The organism is Methylolobus aquaticus, from assembly GCF_054172105.1.
Genome location: NZ_JBSYXP010000004.1, coordinates 223,300 through 241,809 on the forward strand (window position 1 = coordinate 223,300; position 18,510 = coordinate 241,809).

The 18,510-nt window shown below is 63.9% G+C and carries 15 protein-coding genes and 1 tRNA gene; 9 read left to right on the top strand and 7 right to left on the bottom strand.

Going from position 1 to position 18,510, the window contains the following annotated elements:
- Nucleotide 1: 1 nt before the first annotated feature.
- The 7 genes from ACW73L_RS07055 to ACW73L_RS07085 all read right to left on the bottom strand — a co-directional run bounded on the left by ACW73L_RS07055 (nucleotide 2) and on the right by ACW73L_RS07085 (nucleotide 7,031).
- Nucleotides 2–745: a sulfotransferase family protein gene (locus ACW73L_RS07055; protein ID WP_498920993.1), complete on the bottom strand. Its 744-nt coding sequence runs from the start codon at nucleotides 743–745 to the stop codon at nucleotides 2–4.
- Nucleotides 742–2,166: an O-antigen ligase family protein gene (locus tag ACW73L_RS07060; protein ID WP_498920995.1), complete on the bottom strand. Its 1,425-nt coding sequence runs from the start codon at nucleotides 2,164–2,166 to the stop codon at nucleotides 742–744. Before ACW73L_RS07060 ends, ACW73L_RS07055 begins: the two co-directional genes overlap by 4 nt.
- Before the next feature lie 95 nt (nucleotides 2,167–2,261).
- Nucleotides 2,262–3,218 (bottom strand): GDP-L-fucose synthase family protein, encoded by a 957-nt coding sequence (locus ACW73L_RS07065; RefSeq protein WP_498920996.1) that lies wholly within the window; start codon nucleotides 3,216–3,218, stop codon nucleotides 2,262–2,264.
- Nucleotides 3,211–4,323, bottom strand: a complete 1,113-nt coding sequence (gene gmd / locus ACW73L_RS07070; protein ID WP_139556231.1) for a GDP-mannose 4,6-dehydratase — start codon at nucleotides 4,321–4,323, stop codon at nucleotides 3,211–3,213. The genes ACW73L_RS07065 and gmd overlap by 8 nt, the downstream gene beginning before the upstream one ends.
- A gap of 194 nt (nucleotides 4,324–4,517) precedes the next feature.
- Nucleotides 4,518–5,933 (bottom strand): PhoH family protein, encoded by a 1,416-nt coding sequence (locus tag ACW73L_RS07075; protein ID WP_129883560.1) that lies wholly within the window; start codon nucleotides 5,931–5,933, stop codon nucleotides 4,518–4,520.
- Nucleotides 5,934–5,998: 65 nt separating this feature from the next.
- A complete protein-coding gene (locus tag ACW73L_RS07080) occupies nucleotides 5,999–6,472 on the bottom strand; it encodes a peroxiredoxin (RefSeq protein WP_498920999.1) in 474 nt (157 codons plus the stop codon).
- A 28-nt stretch (nucleotides 6,473–6,500) separates the two neighbouring features.
- Nucleotides 6,501–7,031, bottom strand: a complete 531-nt coding sequence (locus tag ACW73L_RS07085; protein ID WP_498921001.1) for a glycine cleavage system transcriptional repressor — start codon at nucleotides 7,029–7,031, stop codon at nucleotides 6,501–6,503.
- Nucleotides 7,032–7,181: 150 nt separating this feature from the next.
- On the opposite strand from ACW73L_RS07085, the gene dapA reads away from it, so the two are divergent.
- The 9 genes from dapA to secF all read left to right on the top strand — a co-directional run bounded on the left by dapA (nucleotide 7,182) and on the right by secF (nucleotide 18,079).
- Nucleotides 7,182–8,057, top strand: coding sequence for a 4-hydroxy-tetrahydrodipicolinate synthase (gene dapA / locus ACW73L_RS07090; protein ID WP_498921003.1), 876 nt, complete (start codon nucleotides 7,182–7,184; stop codon nucleotides 8,055–8,057).
- Nucleotides 8,058–8,076: 19 nt separating this feature from the next.
- Nucleotides 8,077–8,787 carry an NlpB/DapX family lipoprotein gene (gene bamC / locus ACW73L_RS07095; protein ID WP_498921006.1) on the top strand — a complete coding sequence of 237 codons (711 nt, stop codon included), beginning with the start codon at nucleotides 8,077–8,079 and terminating at the stop codon, nucleotides 8,785–8,787.
- Nucleotides 8,788–8,997: 210 nt separating this feature from the next.
- Nucleotides 8,998–12,870 (top strand): phosphoribosylformylglycinamidine synthase, encoded by a 3,873-nt coding sequence (gene purL / locus ACW73L_RS07100; RefSeq protein ID WP_498921007.1) that lies wholly within the window; start codon nucleotides 8,998–9,000, stop codon nucleotides 12,868–12,870.
- A gap of 177 nt (nucleotides 12,871–13,047) precedes the next feature.
- A complete protein-coding gene (secG, locus tag ACW73L_RS07105; RefSeq protein ID WP_498921009.1) occupies nucleotides 13,048–13,422 on the top strand; it encodes a preprotein translocase subunit SecG in 375 nt (124 codons plus the stop codon).
- A gap of 37 nt (nucleotides 13,423–13,459) precedes the next feature.
- Nucleotides 13,460–13,544: transfer RNA gene (locus tag ACW73L_RS07110), tRNA-Leu, on the top strand.
- Nucleotides 13,545–13,604: 60 nt separating this feature from the next.
- Entirely contained in the window at nucleotides 13,605–14,705 is a 1,101-nt protein-coding gene (gene tgt, locus ACW73L_RS07115) for a tRNA guanosine(34) transglycosylase Tgt (RefSeq protein ID WP_498921011.1), read from the top strand.
- A 59-nt stretch (nucleotides 14,706–14,764) separates the two neighbouring features.
- Complete coding sequence (yajC, locus tag ACW73L_RS07120) at nucleotides 14,765–15,133, top strand: preprotein translocase subunit YajC (protein WP_498921012.1); 369 nt, start codon at nucleotides 14,765–14,767, stop codon at nucleotides 15,131–15,133.
- Nucleotides 15,134–15,193: 60 nt separating this feature from the next.
- Nucleotides 15,194–17,044: a protein translocase subunit SecD gene (secD, locus tag ACW73L_RS07125; RefSeq protein WP_129883551.1), complete on the top strand. Its 1,851-nt coding sequence runs from the start codon at nucleotides 15,194–15,196 to the stop codon at nucleotides 17,042–17,044.
- A gap of 36 nt (nucleotides 17,045–17,080) precedes the next feature.
- Entirely contained in the window at nucleotides 17,081–18,079 is a 999-nt protein-coding gene (gene secF, locus ACW73L_RS07130) for a protein translocase subunit SecF (RefSeq protein WP_498921014.1), read from the top strand.
- The last annotated feature ends 431 nt before the right edge of the window (nucleotides 18,080–18,510 follow it).

Consider the following 18,510-nt stretch of genomic DNA (forward strand, 5'->3'; position numbering starts at 1 on the left):
ATCAACTGCCTAGCCTCTCCAGTGCGCGCTGGTAAATGTGGTAGTCGAGTTCGTTGCGCCGCTTGAATTCGGCGATCAGCGCGGGACCGGGCGTCGGCTCGTCGCGTTTGTTCCCGGTCGTATTGAGGCGGGGGGTCCGCACCGGCTCCCGCTGGACTAGGCGGGCGAGCTTCTCGAGCGATTCGTCGATGCGTTCGGTGACACCGATGAAGTCGTAGCGCTCCAGCACGGCATCGACATCCTCAGTCGTGCAGGGAAAGCGGTTGGCGATGTAGTTGTCGCGGCTCAGCAGATGCTCCTCCAGGGTCATGTCCGCAATCATGCCGCTCTGTTTCTCGTAGCGGTAGAGCGACAACTTCGTCGCCAAGGGGTCGCGGACGAACGTGAACAGCAGGAACCGGTGTTCGCTGAGGATCTCGGGATAGCGGTCCCGCAGGTAGACGCCCTGGTAATCGAAATGCCCGGTCAGGCAGTGCCGGTTGCGCAAGCGGCCGAGATCGACGCGCCGCGCCGCGCGCCAGTCTCCCTGGACATAGGCCCGGTAGTCTTCCTTTAGCAGAAACCAGCGCCCCAGCACGTTGACGACCGAGGTGCCCGAGCACTTGGGTATATGGTGGAACACCCCGATTCGATCGGTAGCACTCCAGTCGCGCAGGGGGATCGCAAGCAGGGCACGGAAGGGCAAGCTGCGATTCTTGCGCCGCTTGAAGTTGTCCCACCAGTCAGCGGTGTGTCGGATGATCATGTCGTCTGGCGAAACCCCGGACGGTCGGTGTCGGCCACGGTCGCCACGGCATCGGCCGCCGGCGCACGATGCAGCGCGAAGGTGTAGACCGCGGCCCCGAACAGCAGCGCGAAGAAACGAAAGTCGGTGTGCAGGGTGCGGAACTCGTAGAGTCCCGAGAACAGGGTGACGACGATTGTCACCGCGGAAAAGGCAAAGAAGGCATTAGGCACGACCGCATCGCGCCAGAGCGTCCACAGGGTGCGGCTGAAGAGCACGAATGCGCTCCCGAACAACGCCACTCCGACCACACCGAACCGCACCAGGATCTCCACATAGACGTTGTGAAGATGCTGGAAATGTCGGATTACTTTCAGAAAGCGGCTCTCTGCTCCATGAAAGCCATGATCCGCCAGATAGGCTGTCGTGCGCATGCCGGGCCCCCAGCCGAGCAGCGGTCGTTCTGCGGCCATCCGAAAGCCCCACACCGCCAGGTGAATCCGCGCCGGTCCGTTTGAGTACGGCAGCTTTTCGAGATCCAGGTCCGGGTTGACCACCTGGGGCAGCAAGCCTGCCTCGCTCGCGAAGCGGGCTTCGAGTGCATTGCCGAAAAGACCCCACAGGGCGGCGAGTGCGGCGACGCACAGGCCGAGCGGCACCAGCAGATGGCGCCGCGGCGCGGCCGGATGCCGGGCCGGGCGTCCGGCCCGGATGCGCAGGCCGGCCAGGCCCAGGCCACCGAAGCCAAGCAGCAGGCTCAGCCAGGCGCCGCGCGACTGCGCGACGAACAGGATGAACAGAAAGAACAGCATCGCGGCGATGGCCAACCAGAGCCGTAGCCGCCGATAGCCGCCGCCACGGGACGCATGCGCCAGTCGGGGAAGCACTGCGGTGATGCCCAGGACGATCACGACGCACAGAAACGACAGCCCCAGAGCGCTGTAGCCGAACTCGTAGCGCGTGCCCGATAGCCACGCGGGTAGCTGGTGCCAGTCGGTGCGGCGCATGACGCTGATGGCGAGGCCCAGCGGCGCTAACGTCAACACGGCCACGACCCGCGGCCAACTGCCCTGCAGCCACCAGCCCAGCACGAAGAACAGCCAGAGACTGCTCCAGGGCCACAAGGCTGACCATTGATCGTGAGCGGTCTCGGGGCGTTGATGCGCCGCCCAGGCGGCCGTCGCCGCGAGGTAGACCAGGAACACCCCGGACAGGCGCACGAAGGGGTCGCGGCCCAGGCGCCGCCAGGTGGTCGGGCCCTGCATGATCGTCATCAGGGCGACGACGGCGAGGGCGATATGCGCCACCGTCGTGCCGAGCCAGGCCGATGCTGCGAATATCAACACGGAGCCCCACGCGACCCCGTCGCGTAGGCGGGCCCAGCGTGACGGCGCCGGCCGGGTTGGCGCAGAGCGGGCGGTCGTCAGATCAGGGCCGGGCATGGCACCATCGGGAGCGTATCCGACTGGAGGGCAAGGTTCGTGTGGTCGGGTTGAACCGCCGCGGTGGGGACCGCCTTCGGCGTCGCGGCGGCAGATCAGTCACGAGCCTGTGCGAGGAAATCCTCGTAGGCGAGCCGGATACCGGTCCGCAGTTCGGTGCGGGCCTGCCAGCCGAGGGCGGCGAGGCGGCTGACGTCGAGCAGTTTCCGCGGCGTGCCGTCCGGCTTGCTGGCGTCGAATACGATCGTGCCCGGAAACGCGACGACGTCCATGACCGTCTCGGCCAGTTCGCGGATCGTCACGTCGGCGCCGCAGCCGACATTCACCAAGGGGCCGTCGTAGCCCGCTTCCATCAGGTAGACACAGGCGTCGGCCAGATCGTCCACGTACAGGAACTCGCGCCGCGGCGTGCCGCTGCCCCAGACCGTCAATTCCCGGTCCCCGCGCTGCTTCGCCTCATGGGCCTTGCGGATCAGCGCCGGCAGGACATGGCTGTTGTTGAGGTCGTAGTTGTCGTTGGGACCGTACAGGTTGGTCGGCATGACGGACACGTACTGGCGGCCGTACTGCCGCTGATACGACTCGCACAGCTTGATGCCGGCAATCTTGGCAATCGCATACGGTTCGTTTGTGGCCTCCAGCGGGCCGGTCAGAAGATACTCCTCGCGGATCGGCTGCGGACAGTCGCGGGGATAGATGCACGAGGAGCCGAGAAACATCAGGCGCTGCAGGCCGGCCCGGTGGGCGCCGTGGATCAGGTTGGCCTCGATCACGAGGTTCTGGTAGATGAAATCCGCGCGATAGGTGTTGTTGGCCTGGATGCCGCCGACCTTCGCCGCGGCCAGGAACAGGTAGGCCGGCCGTTCACGCTCCAGATAGGCGAACACCGCCGCCTGGTCGAGTAGATCCAGTTCCTGGCGCGAGGGTGTCAGCAGTGTGGTGTAGCCGGCCGTGCGCAGGCGGCGCACCAGCGCCGAGCCCACCATGCCGCGATGGCCGGCGACGAGGATCGGCGCGGCTTTGTCGACCGCAGGCAATACGGCGTCACTCATGGTAATCGTAAGCGGCAAAGCCATGTTGTTTGACGAGGGAGTCGCGCCGTGCGGACTTCAGATCCTCGCGCATCATCTCGGCGACGAGTTCGGGGAAGCTGATCTGCGGCGTCCAACCCAGCTTCTCGCGCGCCTTCGCCGGGTCGCCCAGCAGGGTCTCGACTTCGGTTGGCCGGAAGTAGCGCGGATCGACGCGGACGACGACCTGACCCGGCTTCAGCGGCGTGTCGCCCGAGGCCTTGGCCACGATCCCATGCGCGTTCTCTCCTTCGCCTGCCCAGTCCAGTTCGACGCCCAGTTCGGCCGCGGCGGCATCGACGAAGTTGCGTACGCTGTATTGCACGCCCGTCGCGATGACGAAATCCTCCGGCTGCGTCTGCTGGAGCATCAGCCACTGCATCTCGACGTAGTCACGCGCATGGCCCCAGTCACGCAGCGCTTCGAGGTTGCCGAGGTACAGGCAGTCCTGCAGCCCCAGGTAGATACGGGCGAGGGCGCGGGTGATCTTGCGGGTGACGAAGGTCTCGCCCCGCAGCGGGGACTCGTGGTTGAACAAGATGCCGTTGCAGGCATATAGCCCGTAGGCCTCGCGGTAATTGACCGTGATCCAGTACGCGTACAGCTTGGCGACGGCATACGGACTGCGCGGATAGAACGGCGTCGTTTCCTTCTGCGGAATCTCCTGCACCAAACCATACAGCTCCGAGGTGGAGGCCTGGTAGAAGCGGGTTTTCTTGTCCAAGCCGAGAATGCGGATCGCCTCGAGCATGCGCAGGGCGCCGATTCCATCGGCGTTGGCGGTGTATTCCGGTTCCTCGAAGGAAACCTGGACATGGCTTTGCGCCGCGAGGTTGTAGATCTCGTCGGGCTGTGTCTGCTGGATGATGCGGATCAGGCTCGTCGAGTCCGTCATGTCGCCGTAGTGCAGCACGAAGCGGCGATTTTCGACATGCGGATCCTGGTATAGATGATCGATGCGGTCGGTGTTGAACAGCGACGTGCGGCGCTTGATGCCGTGGACTTCGTAGCCCTTTTTCAGCAGAAATTCAGCGAGGTAGGCACCATCCTGTCCGGTCACGCCGGTGATCAAAGCGACTTTGGTCATTTAAGGTCCATTGGGCAAAGCGAGACGTCGGCCGCCACTCGGGGGATGTCCTGTCCTGGGCGCGGTCTCGTGAAGGCGGGGAGAATTCGGCTGGGCACTCCGTTCCACCGGGCAAAGATAAGCCAATTGGGCCGGACTGACAACACGGCCCGCACCGGCCACGCCCGCGGCCGGCGCGGCAGTGACGACCGTCGTCACAGCGTTTCGGTTGCGAAGTCCGCCAGCCGCGACCGCTCGCCCCGCTTCAGCGTGATGTGCGCCGAGTGCGGCCAGTCCTTGAAGCGATCCACGACATAGGTGAGGCCTGACGTCGTGCCCGTGAGGTACGGCGTGTCGATCTGGCCGATATTGCCGAGGCACACGATTTTGGTGCCGGGGCCGGCCCGCGTGACGAGTGCCTTCATCTGTTTCGAGGTCAGGTTCTGCGCCTCGTCGAGGATGAGATAGCGGCTCAGGAACGTGCGGCCGCGCATGAAGTTCAACGAGCGTACCTTGACCCGGTTCAGCAGCAACTGGTTCGTCGCGCCACGCTCCCAGGCGCCGCCGTTCTCGCGGCTGCCGAGAAGCTCCAGGTTGTCGAGCAGGGCGCCCATCCACGGCGTCATCTTTTCCTCCTCGGATCCCGGCAGGAAGCCGATGTCCTCGCCGAGTGGGATCGTCTCGCGCGTCATGACGATCTCCTTGTAGAGCTTGTGGTCCAGCGTCAACGTCAGGCCCGCGGCGAGGGCCAGCAGCGTCTTGCCGGTGCCGGCGGTGCCCAGCAGCGTGACGAAGTCGATCTCCGGGTCGAGCAGCATGTTCAGCGCGAAATTCTGTTCGCGATTGCGCGCCTGCACGCCCCATACCGCGTGCTGCGGCGTACGGAAGTCGCGGGCCAACTCGATGACGGCCTGGTTGTTGTCCTTTTTCCGGACCAGGGCCTCGAACTGGGACTCGTCCGGCAGGTACAGGAACTGATTCGGAAACCAGTCCTTCACCAGGGGCCCTTCGACCGTATAGAAGGTCCGGCCATGTTCCTGCCACGAGGTCATCCTGCCGCCATGGGTGGCCCAGAAATCGAGCGGCAATTCGCAACTGCCGCTGTACAGCAGGTCGACGTCGTCCAGAACCTGATCGTTGTAATAGTCCTCGGCATAAAGCCCGATGACCGACGCCTTGATCCGCAGGTTGATGTCCTTCGAAACGACGATGGTCTGACCCTCGGGACGGGCCTTGCTCAGCGCCAGTGCGGTCGCGAGGATGGAGTTGTCCGGGATCTGTCCCGGTAGCGTATCCGGCAGCAGCGACGGCAGGCGTTCGACCTGGAAGTAGAGCCGGCCCTGGCAGCGCTCGTCGAGACGCTCAGCGTACTGCGTGCTGGGCAGTTCGATACCCTGGTGGATCGCGTCGAGATCCGCATGCTGAATCAGTTCGTCGAGGAAGCGACTCGCCTGACGCGCGTTGCGCGCCACCTCCGAGAGTCCCTTCTTGGAATGGTCCAGTTCCTCCAGCACGATCATCGGAATGAAGACGTCGTGTTCCTGGAAACGGAACAGGGCCGAGGGATCGTGCATCAACACGTTGGTATCGAGGACGAAGAGCTTCTTCGTCCCTTCAGGGGCGCTGGTCATGCGTGGGGTGTCACAATTGGAACGGTCCGCCCCGCAGGCGGGGCGGCCGCAGTTGGCAAGGCCGATTAGCTCGCGGTGGCGCGGATGGCTTCCAGCACTGCGGCAGCATGGCCCTTGACGCTGACTTTGCGCCACTCGGCGACGAGCTTGCCGTCGGGGCCGATCAGAAACGTGCTGCGCTCAACGCCTCGGACCTGCTTGCCGTACATGTTCTTCATTTTCATGACGTCGAACAGCGCGCATAGCGTTTCGTCCGGGTCGGACAACAATTCGAACGGAAACTCCTGCTTGCACTTGAAGGTTTCGTGCGATTTCACGCTATCGCGCGACACGCCGAGGATGTCGGCGTTCAGGGCCTGAAACTCGGGGTAGAGGTCGCGGAAGTCCTGACCTTCCTGGGTACAGCCGGGGGTGCTGTCCTTAGGATAAAAGTACACGACCAGGAACTTGCCGGCGAAGTCGCCGGACTGGATGGTGCGGCCGCCGGTCGCGGCGGCAGAGAAGGCGGGTACGGGGGCACCGACGGCAATGGACGACATGGTTTCTCCGGGGGTCAGGGAAAGCGGCTCAGCGCTTCACGGGTTCGAGAATCGCATCGATGTTGATCTGGTCGCAGAATTCGAGGAATTCGTCGCGCAGCGAGACGATCTTCATGCCCGATGGAATCTTGACGATCATGTGGGCGATGAACACCTGCGCGCCGCCGTAGGGCGCGGGGTAACGGCTGGTGTTCAGGTCCAGTATCTTGATGTTGCGCGCAGTGAAGAACTCGGCCAGATCGTGAATCGTGTCCGGCTGCTCGGCAGCGAAGACATCGACCGAATAGGGAATCACGTCCTCGGGCGGTGGTTCTTCCTCGTCGCGGCAGCGCATCGTGGCCAGTTTCAGCGTGAGCCGCTGAGCACACACCTCAAGTAAACTTTCGAGTCGGACGATATGATTCCAGTTCCCCTCAATCAGCAGGTGCGCCGCGAATTCCCGTCCCAACTCCGTAATCCGGCTCTCCAGGATGTTGCACTTCGCATCCTTCACGATGCGGGTCATTTCGACGATCAGGTCGGGACGGTCCTCCCCCATGACGGTGACGACGATCTGCATGGGCCTCTGGTTATCCGGTCTCATAAAAAGCACAGAGTCTAACATTCTTCGACCCTCGCGCGGCGGCCCCCGCCGACCGCGCGGCGCGTTGTCATGGACCCTCTCCGCAAGCTACTATGGGGCCCTTTTCGTCATGCAAGCTCCCACAGAATGATCCAAGGCAGCATGGTCGCGCTCGTCACGCCGATGGCGGAAGACGGGGCGCTGGACTACGACGCGCTGGCGCGCCTGATCGATTTCCACATCGACGAAGGTAGCGATGCCCTCGTGGTCGTGGGCACGACCGGAGAATCCGCGACGCTGGATACGGAAGAGCACTGTGAGGTCATCCGCTTTGCCGTGGAGCGCGTGGCCGGACGCGTGCCGGTCATCGCCGGCACCGGTGCGAACGCAACGCGGGAGGCGATCGAACTGACCGAACGCGCTCAGGGCGTCGGCGCCGATGCCTGTCTGTTGGTCACTCCCTACTACAACAAACCAACGCAGGAGGGCTTGTTCCGGCATTTCAGCGCCGTCGCACAGGCCGTCGCGATACCGCAGATCCTCTACAACGTACCGGGTAGAACGGCTTGCGACATGCTCCCGGAGACGGTCGGGCGCCTCGCCAGTGTCCCGAACATCGTCGGGATCAAGGAAGCCACCGGTGACCTGGGGCGCGTCGGCACCCTCCGGGCGCTGTGTCCGCCCGACTTCGCGCTGTATTCGGGCGATGACGCGACCGCTGCCGAGTTCTGTTTGATGGGTGGCCACGGCGTCATCTCCGTGACGGCCAATGTCGCACCGAGGGCGATGCACGACCTGTGCGACGCGGCCATTGCCGGCCAGCGTGCCGAGGCGGAGGAAATCGACGCTCGGCTGGCAGGCCTGCACCGGAACCTTTTCATCGAGTCCAATCCGATACCGGTGAAATGGGCGCTGCATGCGATGGGCCTGATCGACCGCGGTATCCGTCTTCCGCTCACGTGGCTGTCGCCCGGCTGCGAAGAGAACGTTCGATTGGCCATGCGCCAGGCCGGCGTTCTTTGATCGGGTCTCGAGGTCGCCGATGAACAGATGCCTGATCGTCGTCTCGGTTGCGTCTTCGCTCGTGTTGAGCGGCTGTAGCGTCCTGGGTTCGCTGTTCCCTGATAAGCAGCGGCAGTATCAGTACACGACGGAAATTCCAGCTCTCGAAGTGCCGCCTGACCTGTCGATGTCGACCATGACAGGTGCCAAGATCAATCGAGGGGCGGGGCCGGCCGCCGCACGTGACACTGCAGCGCCTGCCGAAGGTGAGGATGAATCAACGTCGAAGGCAGCCGCAGCTGGGGGGCAGTCCGAGCCCAAGGTTCCGACGCTCGCGCAGAATACCGAGGACGTGCCGTTGATCGAGTTGGCGAGCCCATTCGCTCAGGCCTGGAACGACGTGGGACGGGCGTTGGGTCGCCTGAAGGTTGAGGTCAGTGACCAGAACCGTTCCGAAGGCGTGTACTACGTGTTCTATGGCGGCCCGACCAAAGCCTATGAAGACCGCGGCATGTGGGGGGACATTGGTGATCTCTTCTCGGGCGGTGGTCCAAAGGCCATGGAATTCCGCCTCAAGCTCGAGGAACACAAGACCAAGAAGGGCGCGTCCACGGACGTCTTTATGTTCGATGACGAGGGTCGACCGGTGACCGGCGGGCAGGCGCTCGAACTGTTGAAGAAACTGCATGCGCAGCTGACCGAATTCGCGAAGTCCGATGACGGTTCCGCCGCCGAACCATCGAGCGACTGATTCGGCTTGACCGTTGCCGTGAGGCCGTCGGCCTAACGTTGGCGCGTGGGGCCAGCCGGGTTGACTACGCGTGACTGCTTGCCGCTCCGCGCGTGGCAACTGCGCGATGCGTTTTGTCGTGTAATCCGCAGGCTTCTCGCTGGTGCCGCCGTCGGTCGCCGTTGGTTTCGCCGTCCATCCTCGAGCACTTCCTAAACCCTACGTATCACGATGTACATCAGGCTTACCGGATCAACAGCCCTGTCGGCGGGGCGCCGGCGGCGGTGGCTCGACGAGCTGCGCGCAGCGATCCCCGCTCTGCGTAACCTCCAGGCACACTACGAGCACTTCGTGGAGCTGGAACGACCGCTCCGGACCGAGGAGCGGGAAAGGCTGGAACAGGTATTGACGTATGGCGAGGCGGCGGCCGAGGACATCACTTATTCGCTGACCGCGCTGGTCGTGCCTCGCCTCGGGACGATCTCGCCGTGGTCGAGCAAGGCGAGCGAGATCGTCCAACGCTGTGGCCTGACGGCCGTGCGGCGGGTCGAGCGCGGCATACGCTACCGTTTCGACCACGCAGGTGAACTGCCTGCGGAAGCGTGGAACGGCCTGACGGCGCGGCTACACGACCGCATGACGCAAACCGTCCTGGCTGATGGCGACGAAGCGGCGATTTTCGCGCATCATGAACCGGCACCCCTGGCGACGGTGCCACTGCTCGCACAGGGGCGACCTGCGCTCGCGGCCGCCAACCATTCCCTCGGACTCGCCCTGTCGGAGGACGAGCTCGACTATCTGGCGGACAGCTTTCAAGGCCTGGGACGGGATCCGACCGACGTGGAGCTGATGATGTTCGCCCAGGCCAACTCGGAACATTGCCGGCACAAGATTTTCAACGGCAGCTGGACGATCGACGGCGTCCCCCGGCCCGAGACGCTGTTCGGGATGATCCGCCACACCAGCGCCGTGAGCCCGGCCGGCATTCTCTCGGCTTACCATGACAATGCGGCGGTCGTGGAGGGGCGGGACACGGCGGTGCTGCTGCGGGACCCGAAGACCGGCGATTACCATTACGTGGATGAGCCGTCCCACCTGTTGATGAAGGTGGAGACGCACAACCACCCGACGGCGATCTCGCCCCACCCGGGGGCCGCGACCGGGTCCGGTGGCGAAATTCGCGACGAGGCGGCGACTGGGCGCGGTTCGCAGACCAAAGCCGGTCTGGCCGGGTTCTCGGTTTCTCATCTGCGCATCCCCGGCTTTCCCCAGCCCTGGGAGAGCGCACTCGGCAAGCCGGAACGCATCGCGTCGGCGCTGCAGATCATGCTCGAAGGACCGATCGGCTCCGCGGCCTTCAACAATGAATTCGGGCGACCGAATCTGTGCGGCTACTTCCGCACCTACGAACAGGACTCTGGCGATCCGGAGTCACTTCGCGGTTACCACAAGCCGATCATGATCGCCGGCGGGATGGGAACCATCCGTTCGCCGAACATCCACAAGCTGAAGATTCCGCCCGGCGCCGCGATCATCGTGCTGGGCGGTCCGGCCATGCTGATCGGGCTGGGTGGCGGCGCCGCGTCGTCGGTGGCGTCAGGCGCCAGCGCCGAGGCACTCGATTACGCGTCGGTCCAGCGCGAGAATCCGGAAATGCAGCGTCGCTGCCAGGAGGTCATCAATCGCTGTGCGGCGCTCGGCGAAGAAAATCCCATCCTGGCGATTCACGACGTGGGTGCCGGCGGGCTCTCCAACGCGGTGCCGGAGATTATCCACGACGCCAGCCGGGGCGGGCGTTTCGAACTGCGGGCCATCCCTAATGACGACCCCGGCATGTCGCCGATGCAAATCTGGTGCAACGAGTCGCAGGAGCGGTATGTACTCGCGGTGGCCCGGGAATCTCTCACCGCGTTCCAGGAGTTTTGTGAGCGGGAGCGTTGTCCGTATTCGGTGCTCGGCTACGCGACCGAAGAGGAAGTTCTGCAGTTGACCGATGCGCGTTTTGATAACGCGCCCGTCGACTTGCCCATGTCGCTGCTGTTCGGCAAGCCGCCGAAGATGCATCGATCCGTCGCGCGGGTAACCCGTGCCTGTGCCGAGTTCGACTTTTCGGAGGTCGAACTGGGCGAGGCCGTGCGGCGCGTCCTGCGCTTCCCGGCCGTGGCCGACAAGAGTTTCCTGATCCATATCGGCGACCGCTCGGTCGGCGGGCTGGTCGTGCGCGATCAAATGGTCGGGCCCTGGCAGGTTCCGGTCGCCGACGTGGCCGTGACTGCCGCCGGTTTCCGGGCGGTCCATGGTGAGGCGATGGCGATGGGCGAACGCGCGCCGCTGGCCGTCACCGACGCACCGGCATCGGGGCGGATGGCCGTCGGCGAAGCGCTGACGAATATCGCGGCCGCCCGGATCGGAGCTCTTGGCGACGTCAAGCTGTCAGCGAACTGGATGGCGGCTTGCGGCGCGCCGGGCGAGGACGCACGCCTGTTCGATACGGTCGAGGCCGTGGGGCACGAGCTATGCCCGGCCCTGGGTATCGCGATTCCGGTGGGTAAGGATTCGCTGTCGATGAAGACGGTCTGGTCCGAGCGGGGCGTGCAGCAAACCATGACCGCGCCGGTATCGTTGATCGTCTCGGCGTTTGCGCCCGTCAGTGACGTGCGCCGCACCCTGACCCCACAGTTGCAATCCGGCGACACGGTGCTGCTGCTGGTCGATCTGGGGTGCGGCCGACATCGACTGGGTGGCTCGGTTCTGGCGCAGGTCTACGGCCAGACCGGCGGGGCCTGTCCGGATCTCGACGACCCGCGGCTGTTTCGCGCGTTCTTCGCCGCGATTCAGGATCTCAACGCAGCGGGCGCACTGCTCGCGTATCACGATCGCTCGGATGGCGGGCTGCTCGCAAGCTTGTGCGAGATGGCATTCGCCGGCCACTGCGGCATCGACATCGACCTCGAGTGCGATGACGCCGAGCTGCTCCCGCTGCTGTTCGCCGAGGAACTCGGCGCCGTGCTGCAAGTGCGGGCCGCAGAGCTCGACGCCGTCCGGACGCTGCTCGAGCGGGCGGGTCTTGGTACTTGCGTCAGGGTGCTCGGTGCGCCGACCGATTCGGGTCGGATCTCGATCCGGAACCGCGGGACGGTGTGCTTCGAGGCGACGCGCGCCGAATTGCAGGCTTGCTGGGCAGAGACCAGCTACCGGATGCAGGCGCTGCGCGACGATCCCGGCTGCGCTGCGCAGCAGTACGCGGCCATCGTCGATGGCGGGAGCGCCGCCTTGCACGAGGCGTTGAGTTTCGACCCCGCGGAAGATCCTGCGGCGCCCTATCTGCATCTGGCGCGCCCGAGGGTAGCCGTGCTGCGCGAGCAGGGCGTCAACGGTCATGTGGAAATGGCGGCCGCATTCGAGCAGGCCGGCTTCGTCAGCGTCGACGTCCACATGAGCGACCTGGCGGCAGGCCGGGTCAAACTCGCCGATTTCGCGGGATTTGCGGCCTGCGGCGGTTTCTCGTTCGGTGACGTGCTCGGTGCCGGCGGGGGGTGGGCGAAGTCGATTCTGTTCGACGCGCGGTTGCGCGACGACTTCGAAGCCTTCTTCCAGCGTTCGGGCACCTTCGCGCTGGGCGTCTGCAATGGCTGCCAGATGATGGCGCAGATCAGGGAGCTGATTCCGGGCGCCGAACACTGGCCACGCTTCGTGCGTAACGTATCGGAACAATTCGAGGCGCGCTGGGTACCGGTGCGCGTCGGCGGATCGCCTTCGCTATTCTTCAACGGCATGGCGGGCTCACGCATGCCGGTGGTCGTGGCGCATGGCGAGGGGCGGGCACAGTTCGACACGCCTGCGGCACTCGCAGCCGCTGGCCCGCTGGTTGCGCTGCAGTATGTGGACGCTGTAGGCGCCCCGACAGAGCGCTTTCCGGAAAATCCCAACGGTTCGCCGCTCGGCATTGCCGGACTCACAACGCCGGACGGGCGTTTCACGATCATGATGCCGCATCCGGAACGTTGCTACCGCGGCTTGCAGAACAATTGGCGATCGGTCAGCAGCGAGCAGGAAGGCGCATGGCGCCGGATGTTCCGGAACGCGCGGGCGTTCCTGCGCTGAAACCGGAGAACGATCCTTGCCAACCGGGCGGGCCGCAGGGTACTCTACGCGGCTTTCCCGGGTCGGCGCGAGAAACGCTGTGAGCACTCGCCCCGATTCCTTGGTGTGCTGTGCATTTGGAGGCACCGCCTTCATCGCAGCGCCCCGATTGTCGTACGGTTTCCTTTGGGTGTGTTCATGGTTCAAGCGCTAACGGTTCTGCATGTACTGGTTGCTCTGGCGATCATTGGTCTGGTCATGATCCAGAGGGGCCGGGGGGCTGATGCCGGCGCGGGCTTCGGTGGTTCCTCAAACACCTTCTTCGGTGCCCGGGGTGCTGCCACGTTTCTGTCGAAGTCGACGGCGATCGCGGCCGTGGTGTTCTTCAGCACCAGCCTCACGCTTGCCTATTTGTCCGATCACAGGGACAATAAGTCGGCTGACATCATGGACACGCCGGCCGCTCCCAAGACCTCGTCGGACTTGCCGCCGGTACAACAGCCTGCGAAGGCGCCGAGCGACCTGCCGCAGTCTGCAGACGTCCCGACCGGGGGCCCCGCACCGGCCAAGTGAGCTTGCCGGGGCAGGATCTTTCCTGATCAGTTTCCTAGCCGATGTGGTGGAATTGGTAGACACGCCATCTTGAGGGGGTGGTGACGCAAGTCGTGTCGGTTCAAGTCCGACCATCGGCACCAACAGTTTCCATAGGCGACGTGGTCGGTTTCCTGCCGACCCGGCGCATTGCCTGAAGCACCATGCAATTTTCCATTGCAGCCAGCGCCGGAGCGGCGCGACGCGGTGAGCTGTCGCTCAGCCACGGCACGGTGCAGACTCCCGCCTTCATGCCGGTCGGCACCTACGGCACAGTCAAGGCCATGACCCCGGAAGAACTGCGGGGGTTGGGCGCCGAAATCATCCTCGGCAATACCTTTCACCTGATGCTGCGCCCGGGCACCGACATCGTCGGTCTGCACGGGGGGCTGCACGGTTTCATGCATTGGGACGGTCCGATCCTGACCGATTCCGGCGGTTTCCAGGTGTTCAGCCTCGGGGCGATGCGGAAGATCACGGAGGAGGGCGTCCGTTTCCGCTCGCCGATCGATGGCTCGCCGGTATTCCTGGGGCCCGAGGACTCGATGGCCGTGCAGCGTGCGCTCGGGTCGGACATCGTGATGATCTTCGACGAATGCACCCCCTATCCGGCCAGCTACGAGGCAGCGCGAGCCTCGATGCAGCTCTCACTGCGCTGGGCCGAGCGTAGCCTGCGTGCCCACCAGGGCAATCCGAATGCGCTGTTCGGCATCGTTCAGGGCGGTATCTACGAGACGCTGCGACAGGAGTCGCTGACGGGGCTGGTCAGCCTGGGTTTCGATGGGTACGCGATCGGCGGACTCTCGGTGGGGGAGCCCAAGGAGGACCGGCGGCGTGTGCTCGGCGCGCTGCTACCCGCAATGCCATGGGATCGGCCGCGTTACCTGATGGGGGTTGGGACGCCCGAGGATATCGTCGAAGCCGTTGGCCTGGGCATCGACATGTTCGACTGCGTGCTGCCGACCCGCAATGCGCGGAACGGCCATCTGTTCACCCGCTTCGGTGACCTGCGGATTCGTAACGCCTGTTTCCGAGACGACCGGCGCCCCATCGACGAACAGTGCGGCTGCTACACCTGCCGTAACTACAGCCGCGCCTATTTGCGGCATCTGGACAAATGCGGCGAGATCCTCGGCGCCCGCCTGAACACGATACACAACCTGTATTACTACCAGGACCTGATGCGCGGTATTCGTGACGCCATCGAAGCCGATGCGTGGTCTGCTTTCGTGGCTGACTTTTTGCGGAATCGCGGCGCCGCTTAGCGCGTTTTGTGCCATAATGCCGCGCTTTTAACGATGACCGCCGCGAGGCTAAGACCCGTATGGATTTCCTGATATCGAGTGCACATGCGCAGGCTGCCGGCCCTGCCGCGCAGGAGCCCGGATTCGCCGGACTCATTCTGCCGATCGCGATCCTGCTGATGTTTTTTCTGTTATTCGTGCTGCCCCAGCATCGGCGTGGCCGCGAACAGAAGAAAATGATCGAGTCGCTGGCAAAGGGCGTGGAGGTTGTCACCAATGGGGGGCTGCTCGGCAAGATCGTCGACCTGGACGAGAACTTCATCGTGCTGGAAGTGGGCGACAACGTGCAGGTAAACGTCCAGCGTCACGCTGTGGCCTCGCTGATGCCGAAGGGCACCTACAAGGCGAGCAAGCGAAAGCAGGACAAACTGGATAAACCCGCCTCCTAGCCGCGCGGCCCGCGTTGGACGAAGGGATTCCATTCGTCCGGCTGAGTACTGGAAGACACTATGCGCAATTCGTTCCCTCTCTGGAAAAATCTGCTGATCCTGGGCGTCCTGCTCTGGGCCTTCATCTATGCGTTGCCGAATTTCTTCGGCGAAGACCCTTCCGTGCAGTTGTCGCCGGTGCGGTCCGCCAAGGTCGACGACACGGTCCGGAAGCAGGTCGAAGAGTTGCTGCAGGGGCAGGGCCTGAAGCCGCAAAAGGTCGAACTGAACGACAAGAGGCTGCTGATCCGCTTTGCCGATACCGATGCCCAGCTCAAGGCAGCTGATGCGATCGAGAAGGCCATGGGCACCAATTACACGGTCGCGCTAAATCTGGCACCCGCGACACCGGGCTGGCTGCGGGCGATCGGTGCCCAGCCCATGTACCTGGGTCTGGATCTGCGGGGCGGCGTGCATTTCATGATGCAGGTCGACATGGAAGCCGCGATCAAACAGCGCGAAGAGCGCTACGCCGAGGACGTGCGGACCCTGTTGCGCGAGAACAAACTGCGCTACCGCTCGGTCGACCGCCAGAACGGTACCATCCGCGCGCAGTTCGACGACACCGCGACGCTGGCGCAGGCGCAAAGTGTGCTGGGTCGGGAGTTCCGCGGGCTGCTGATCGATACCGACGAGAGTCAGAATGTCCTGCTTGCGACCTTGTCCGAGGTCGAGAAGCGGGAAGTGCAGAAGTTCGCGGTGGGCCAGAACATCACGACCCTGCGCAACCGTGTGAATGAACTGGGCGTGGCCGAACCGGTGATCCAGCAGCAGGGGACGGACCGGATCGTCGTGCAGTTGCCCGGCGTGCAGGACACGGCCCGAGCCAAGGAAATCCTCGGTGCCACGGCGACCCTGGAGTTCCGGCTGGTCGATACCGAGCACAGCGTTCCGTCGGCGGCCGATTCACGGGTGCCCCTGACGGCACAGTTGTATCGCGACCGTGCCGGACAGCCGATTCTGCTGCAGCGGAAGATCATCGTGACGGGCGATCAGGTGGTCGACGCGGCCTCCGGTATGGATCAGCAGTCGGGGACGCCCGCCGTGTTCGTGACGCTCAACAGCATCGGCGCGAAACGGATGGCGGATACCAGCGCCGTCAACATCGGCAAACCGATGGCCGTCGTTTTCATCGAGAACAAGTCCGAGACCAAGGAAATCAACGGTAAGAAAGTCACGACACGCAAGAAGGTCGAAGAGGTCATCAACGTGGCGACGATCCGCGACCGATTGACCAAGCGCTTCCAGATCACCGGACTCGACACCGCGGACGAAGCCCGCAATCTCGCGCTGCTGCTGCGAGCAGGGGCCCTGGCGGCGCCGGTGGACATCGTCGAGGAGCGCACCGTGGGTCCGAGCCTCGGGAAGGAGAACATCGATCAGGGCGTGCGTTCCTTCATGATCGGCTTCGCGGCGATCATCGTCATCATGCTGGTTTACTACAAGGTGTTCGGGCTGATCGCCGCCTTCACGCTGATATTCAACGTGGCATTGATTCTGGCGATCCTGTCGCTACTGCAGGCGACGCTGACCTTGCCCGGTATCGCCGGCATCACCCTGACCATCGGCATGGCGGTCGACGCCAACGTGCTGATCTATGAGCGCATCAAGGAAGAATTGCGCAACGGCAACTCTCCGCAATCCGCGATCTATGCCGGCTTCGAGCGCGCTTTCAGCACGATCTTCGATTCGAACATCACGACCCTGCTGGCCGCCGTGATGCTGTTCGGCATCGGATCGGGGCCAGTCAAGGGTTTCGCCGTCACGCTAACCATCGGTATCCTGACGTCGATGTTCACCGCCGTCATGTGCACGCGCATGATGGTGAACTGGGTCTACGGGCAGCGCCGCGCCGCGAAGCTGTGGATTTGAATCGAGCTCGCCGAATTTCATTGAGGACCCGCACCCGTGGCTGAAACCATCACCCGCAACTACAAGATCGACTTTCTCGGCAAGCGGACCATAGCCGTGGGCCTGTCGGTCATCCTGAGCCTGGCCGCGATCGTCTCGCTGTTCGTCAAGGGCCTGAACTTCGCGATCGACTTCACCGGTGGTACCGTGGTCGAAGCGACCTATGACAACCCGCCCGACCTGAACGCGATCAGGGCGCAACTCGAGACGGCCGGATTCCACGGGCCGACCGCGCAGCACTTCGGTACCGCCCGGACCGTCCTGATCCGGCTGCCGCCGGAGGCGAATGCCGAGGGCGCACCGGCCGCGGAGGGAACCGCCAAGGACTCGGTCGCCGAAGATCTCGGGCTGGCCCAGAACGACCTTAAGAGCCGCGTCTCAGCCGCCCTGAACACCGATCCGGCGTTCAAGGCCACGATTACGCGGGTGGAATTCGTCGGGCCCCAGGTGGGCGATGACCTGACGGAGAGCAGCATCCTCGCGCTGGTGCTGGCGACGATCGGGATTCTCGTATACGTCGCGTGGCGTTTCGAATACCGATTCTCGCTGGGCGCGATTCTGGCGACGCTGCACGACATCATCATGATTTTCGGGATCTTCTCGTTTTTCCAGCTGGACTTTGATCTGAGCGTGCTGGCCGCAATTCTTGCGGTCATGGGCTATTCGCTCAATGACACCATCGTCGTGTTCGACCGGATTCGCGAGAATTTCCGGAAGTACCGTCGTGGCGAGGTGATCGACATCATGAACCTGTCGATCAACGAAACCCTGAGCCGTACGCTGATGACCTCCTTCCTGACGTTCGTCACGGTCCTGGCGATGGCGATCTGGGGTGGCGAGATCATCCACAACTTCGCGATCGCGCTTATCATCGGTATCGTCGTGGGTACCTATTCGTCGATCTACGTCGCCAGCGCGCTGGCTCTGCGTCTGGGCGTCAGCCGCGCGGATCTGCTGCTGCCGGAAAAGGAAGGCGCGGTCGACACCCGACCCTGATCTCTCATGGCGCGGTGCCCGGTTGCCCGGGTATCGCGCTCGTATGCCAGAGTGCTCCCGGAGCGCTCTCATGTCCCCACGCTTGCCCTGCACCGAGGGCGTGCAGCCTCAGTCGCCACTTGACGGGCTCGTCGAGCTCGGGGGGAATTCGGTCCCCAGACCCAAAACCGCGTCAACTCGCACCCGCTAGCCCTCGTCTTCCTGCCGGACAGTGTCGCCAGCAATGGATTCATGCTTACATTTTGGAATGACGAAATTACTTTTTATTATTAGGTGTTCTTAGCCGGGTGCGATACGCTGACAGCGCTGCACCTTGGCCTGTTATTTGCGTGATTCTGAGAGTCCGCGGGGAATGACAGCCTGGTTCGGTTCGGGTATCGCCATGCACCGCCGGTGCGGCCCTTCGCGGTGGACCCGTCGGTTTCCACTCA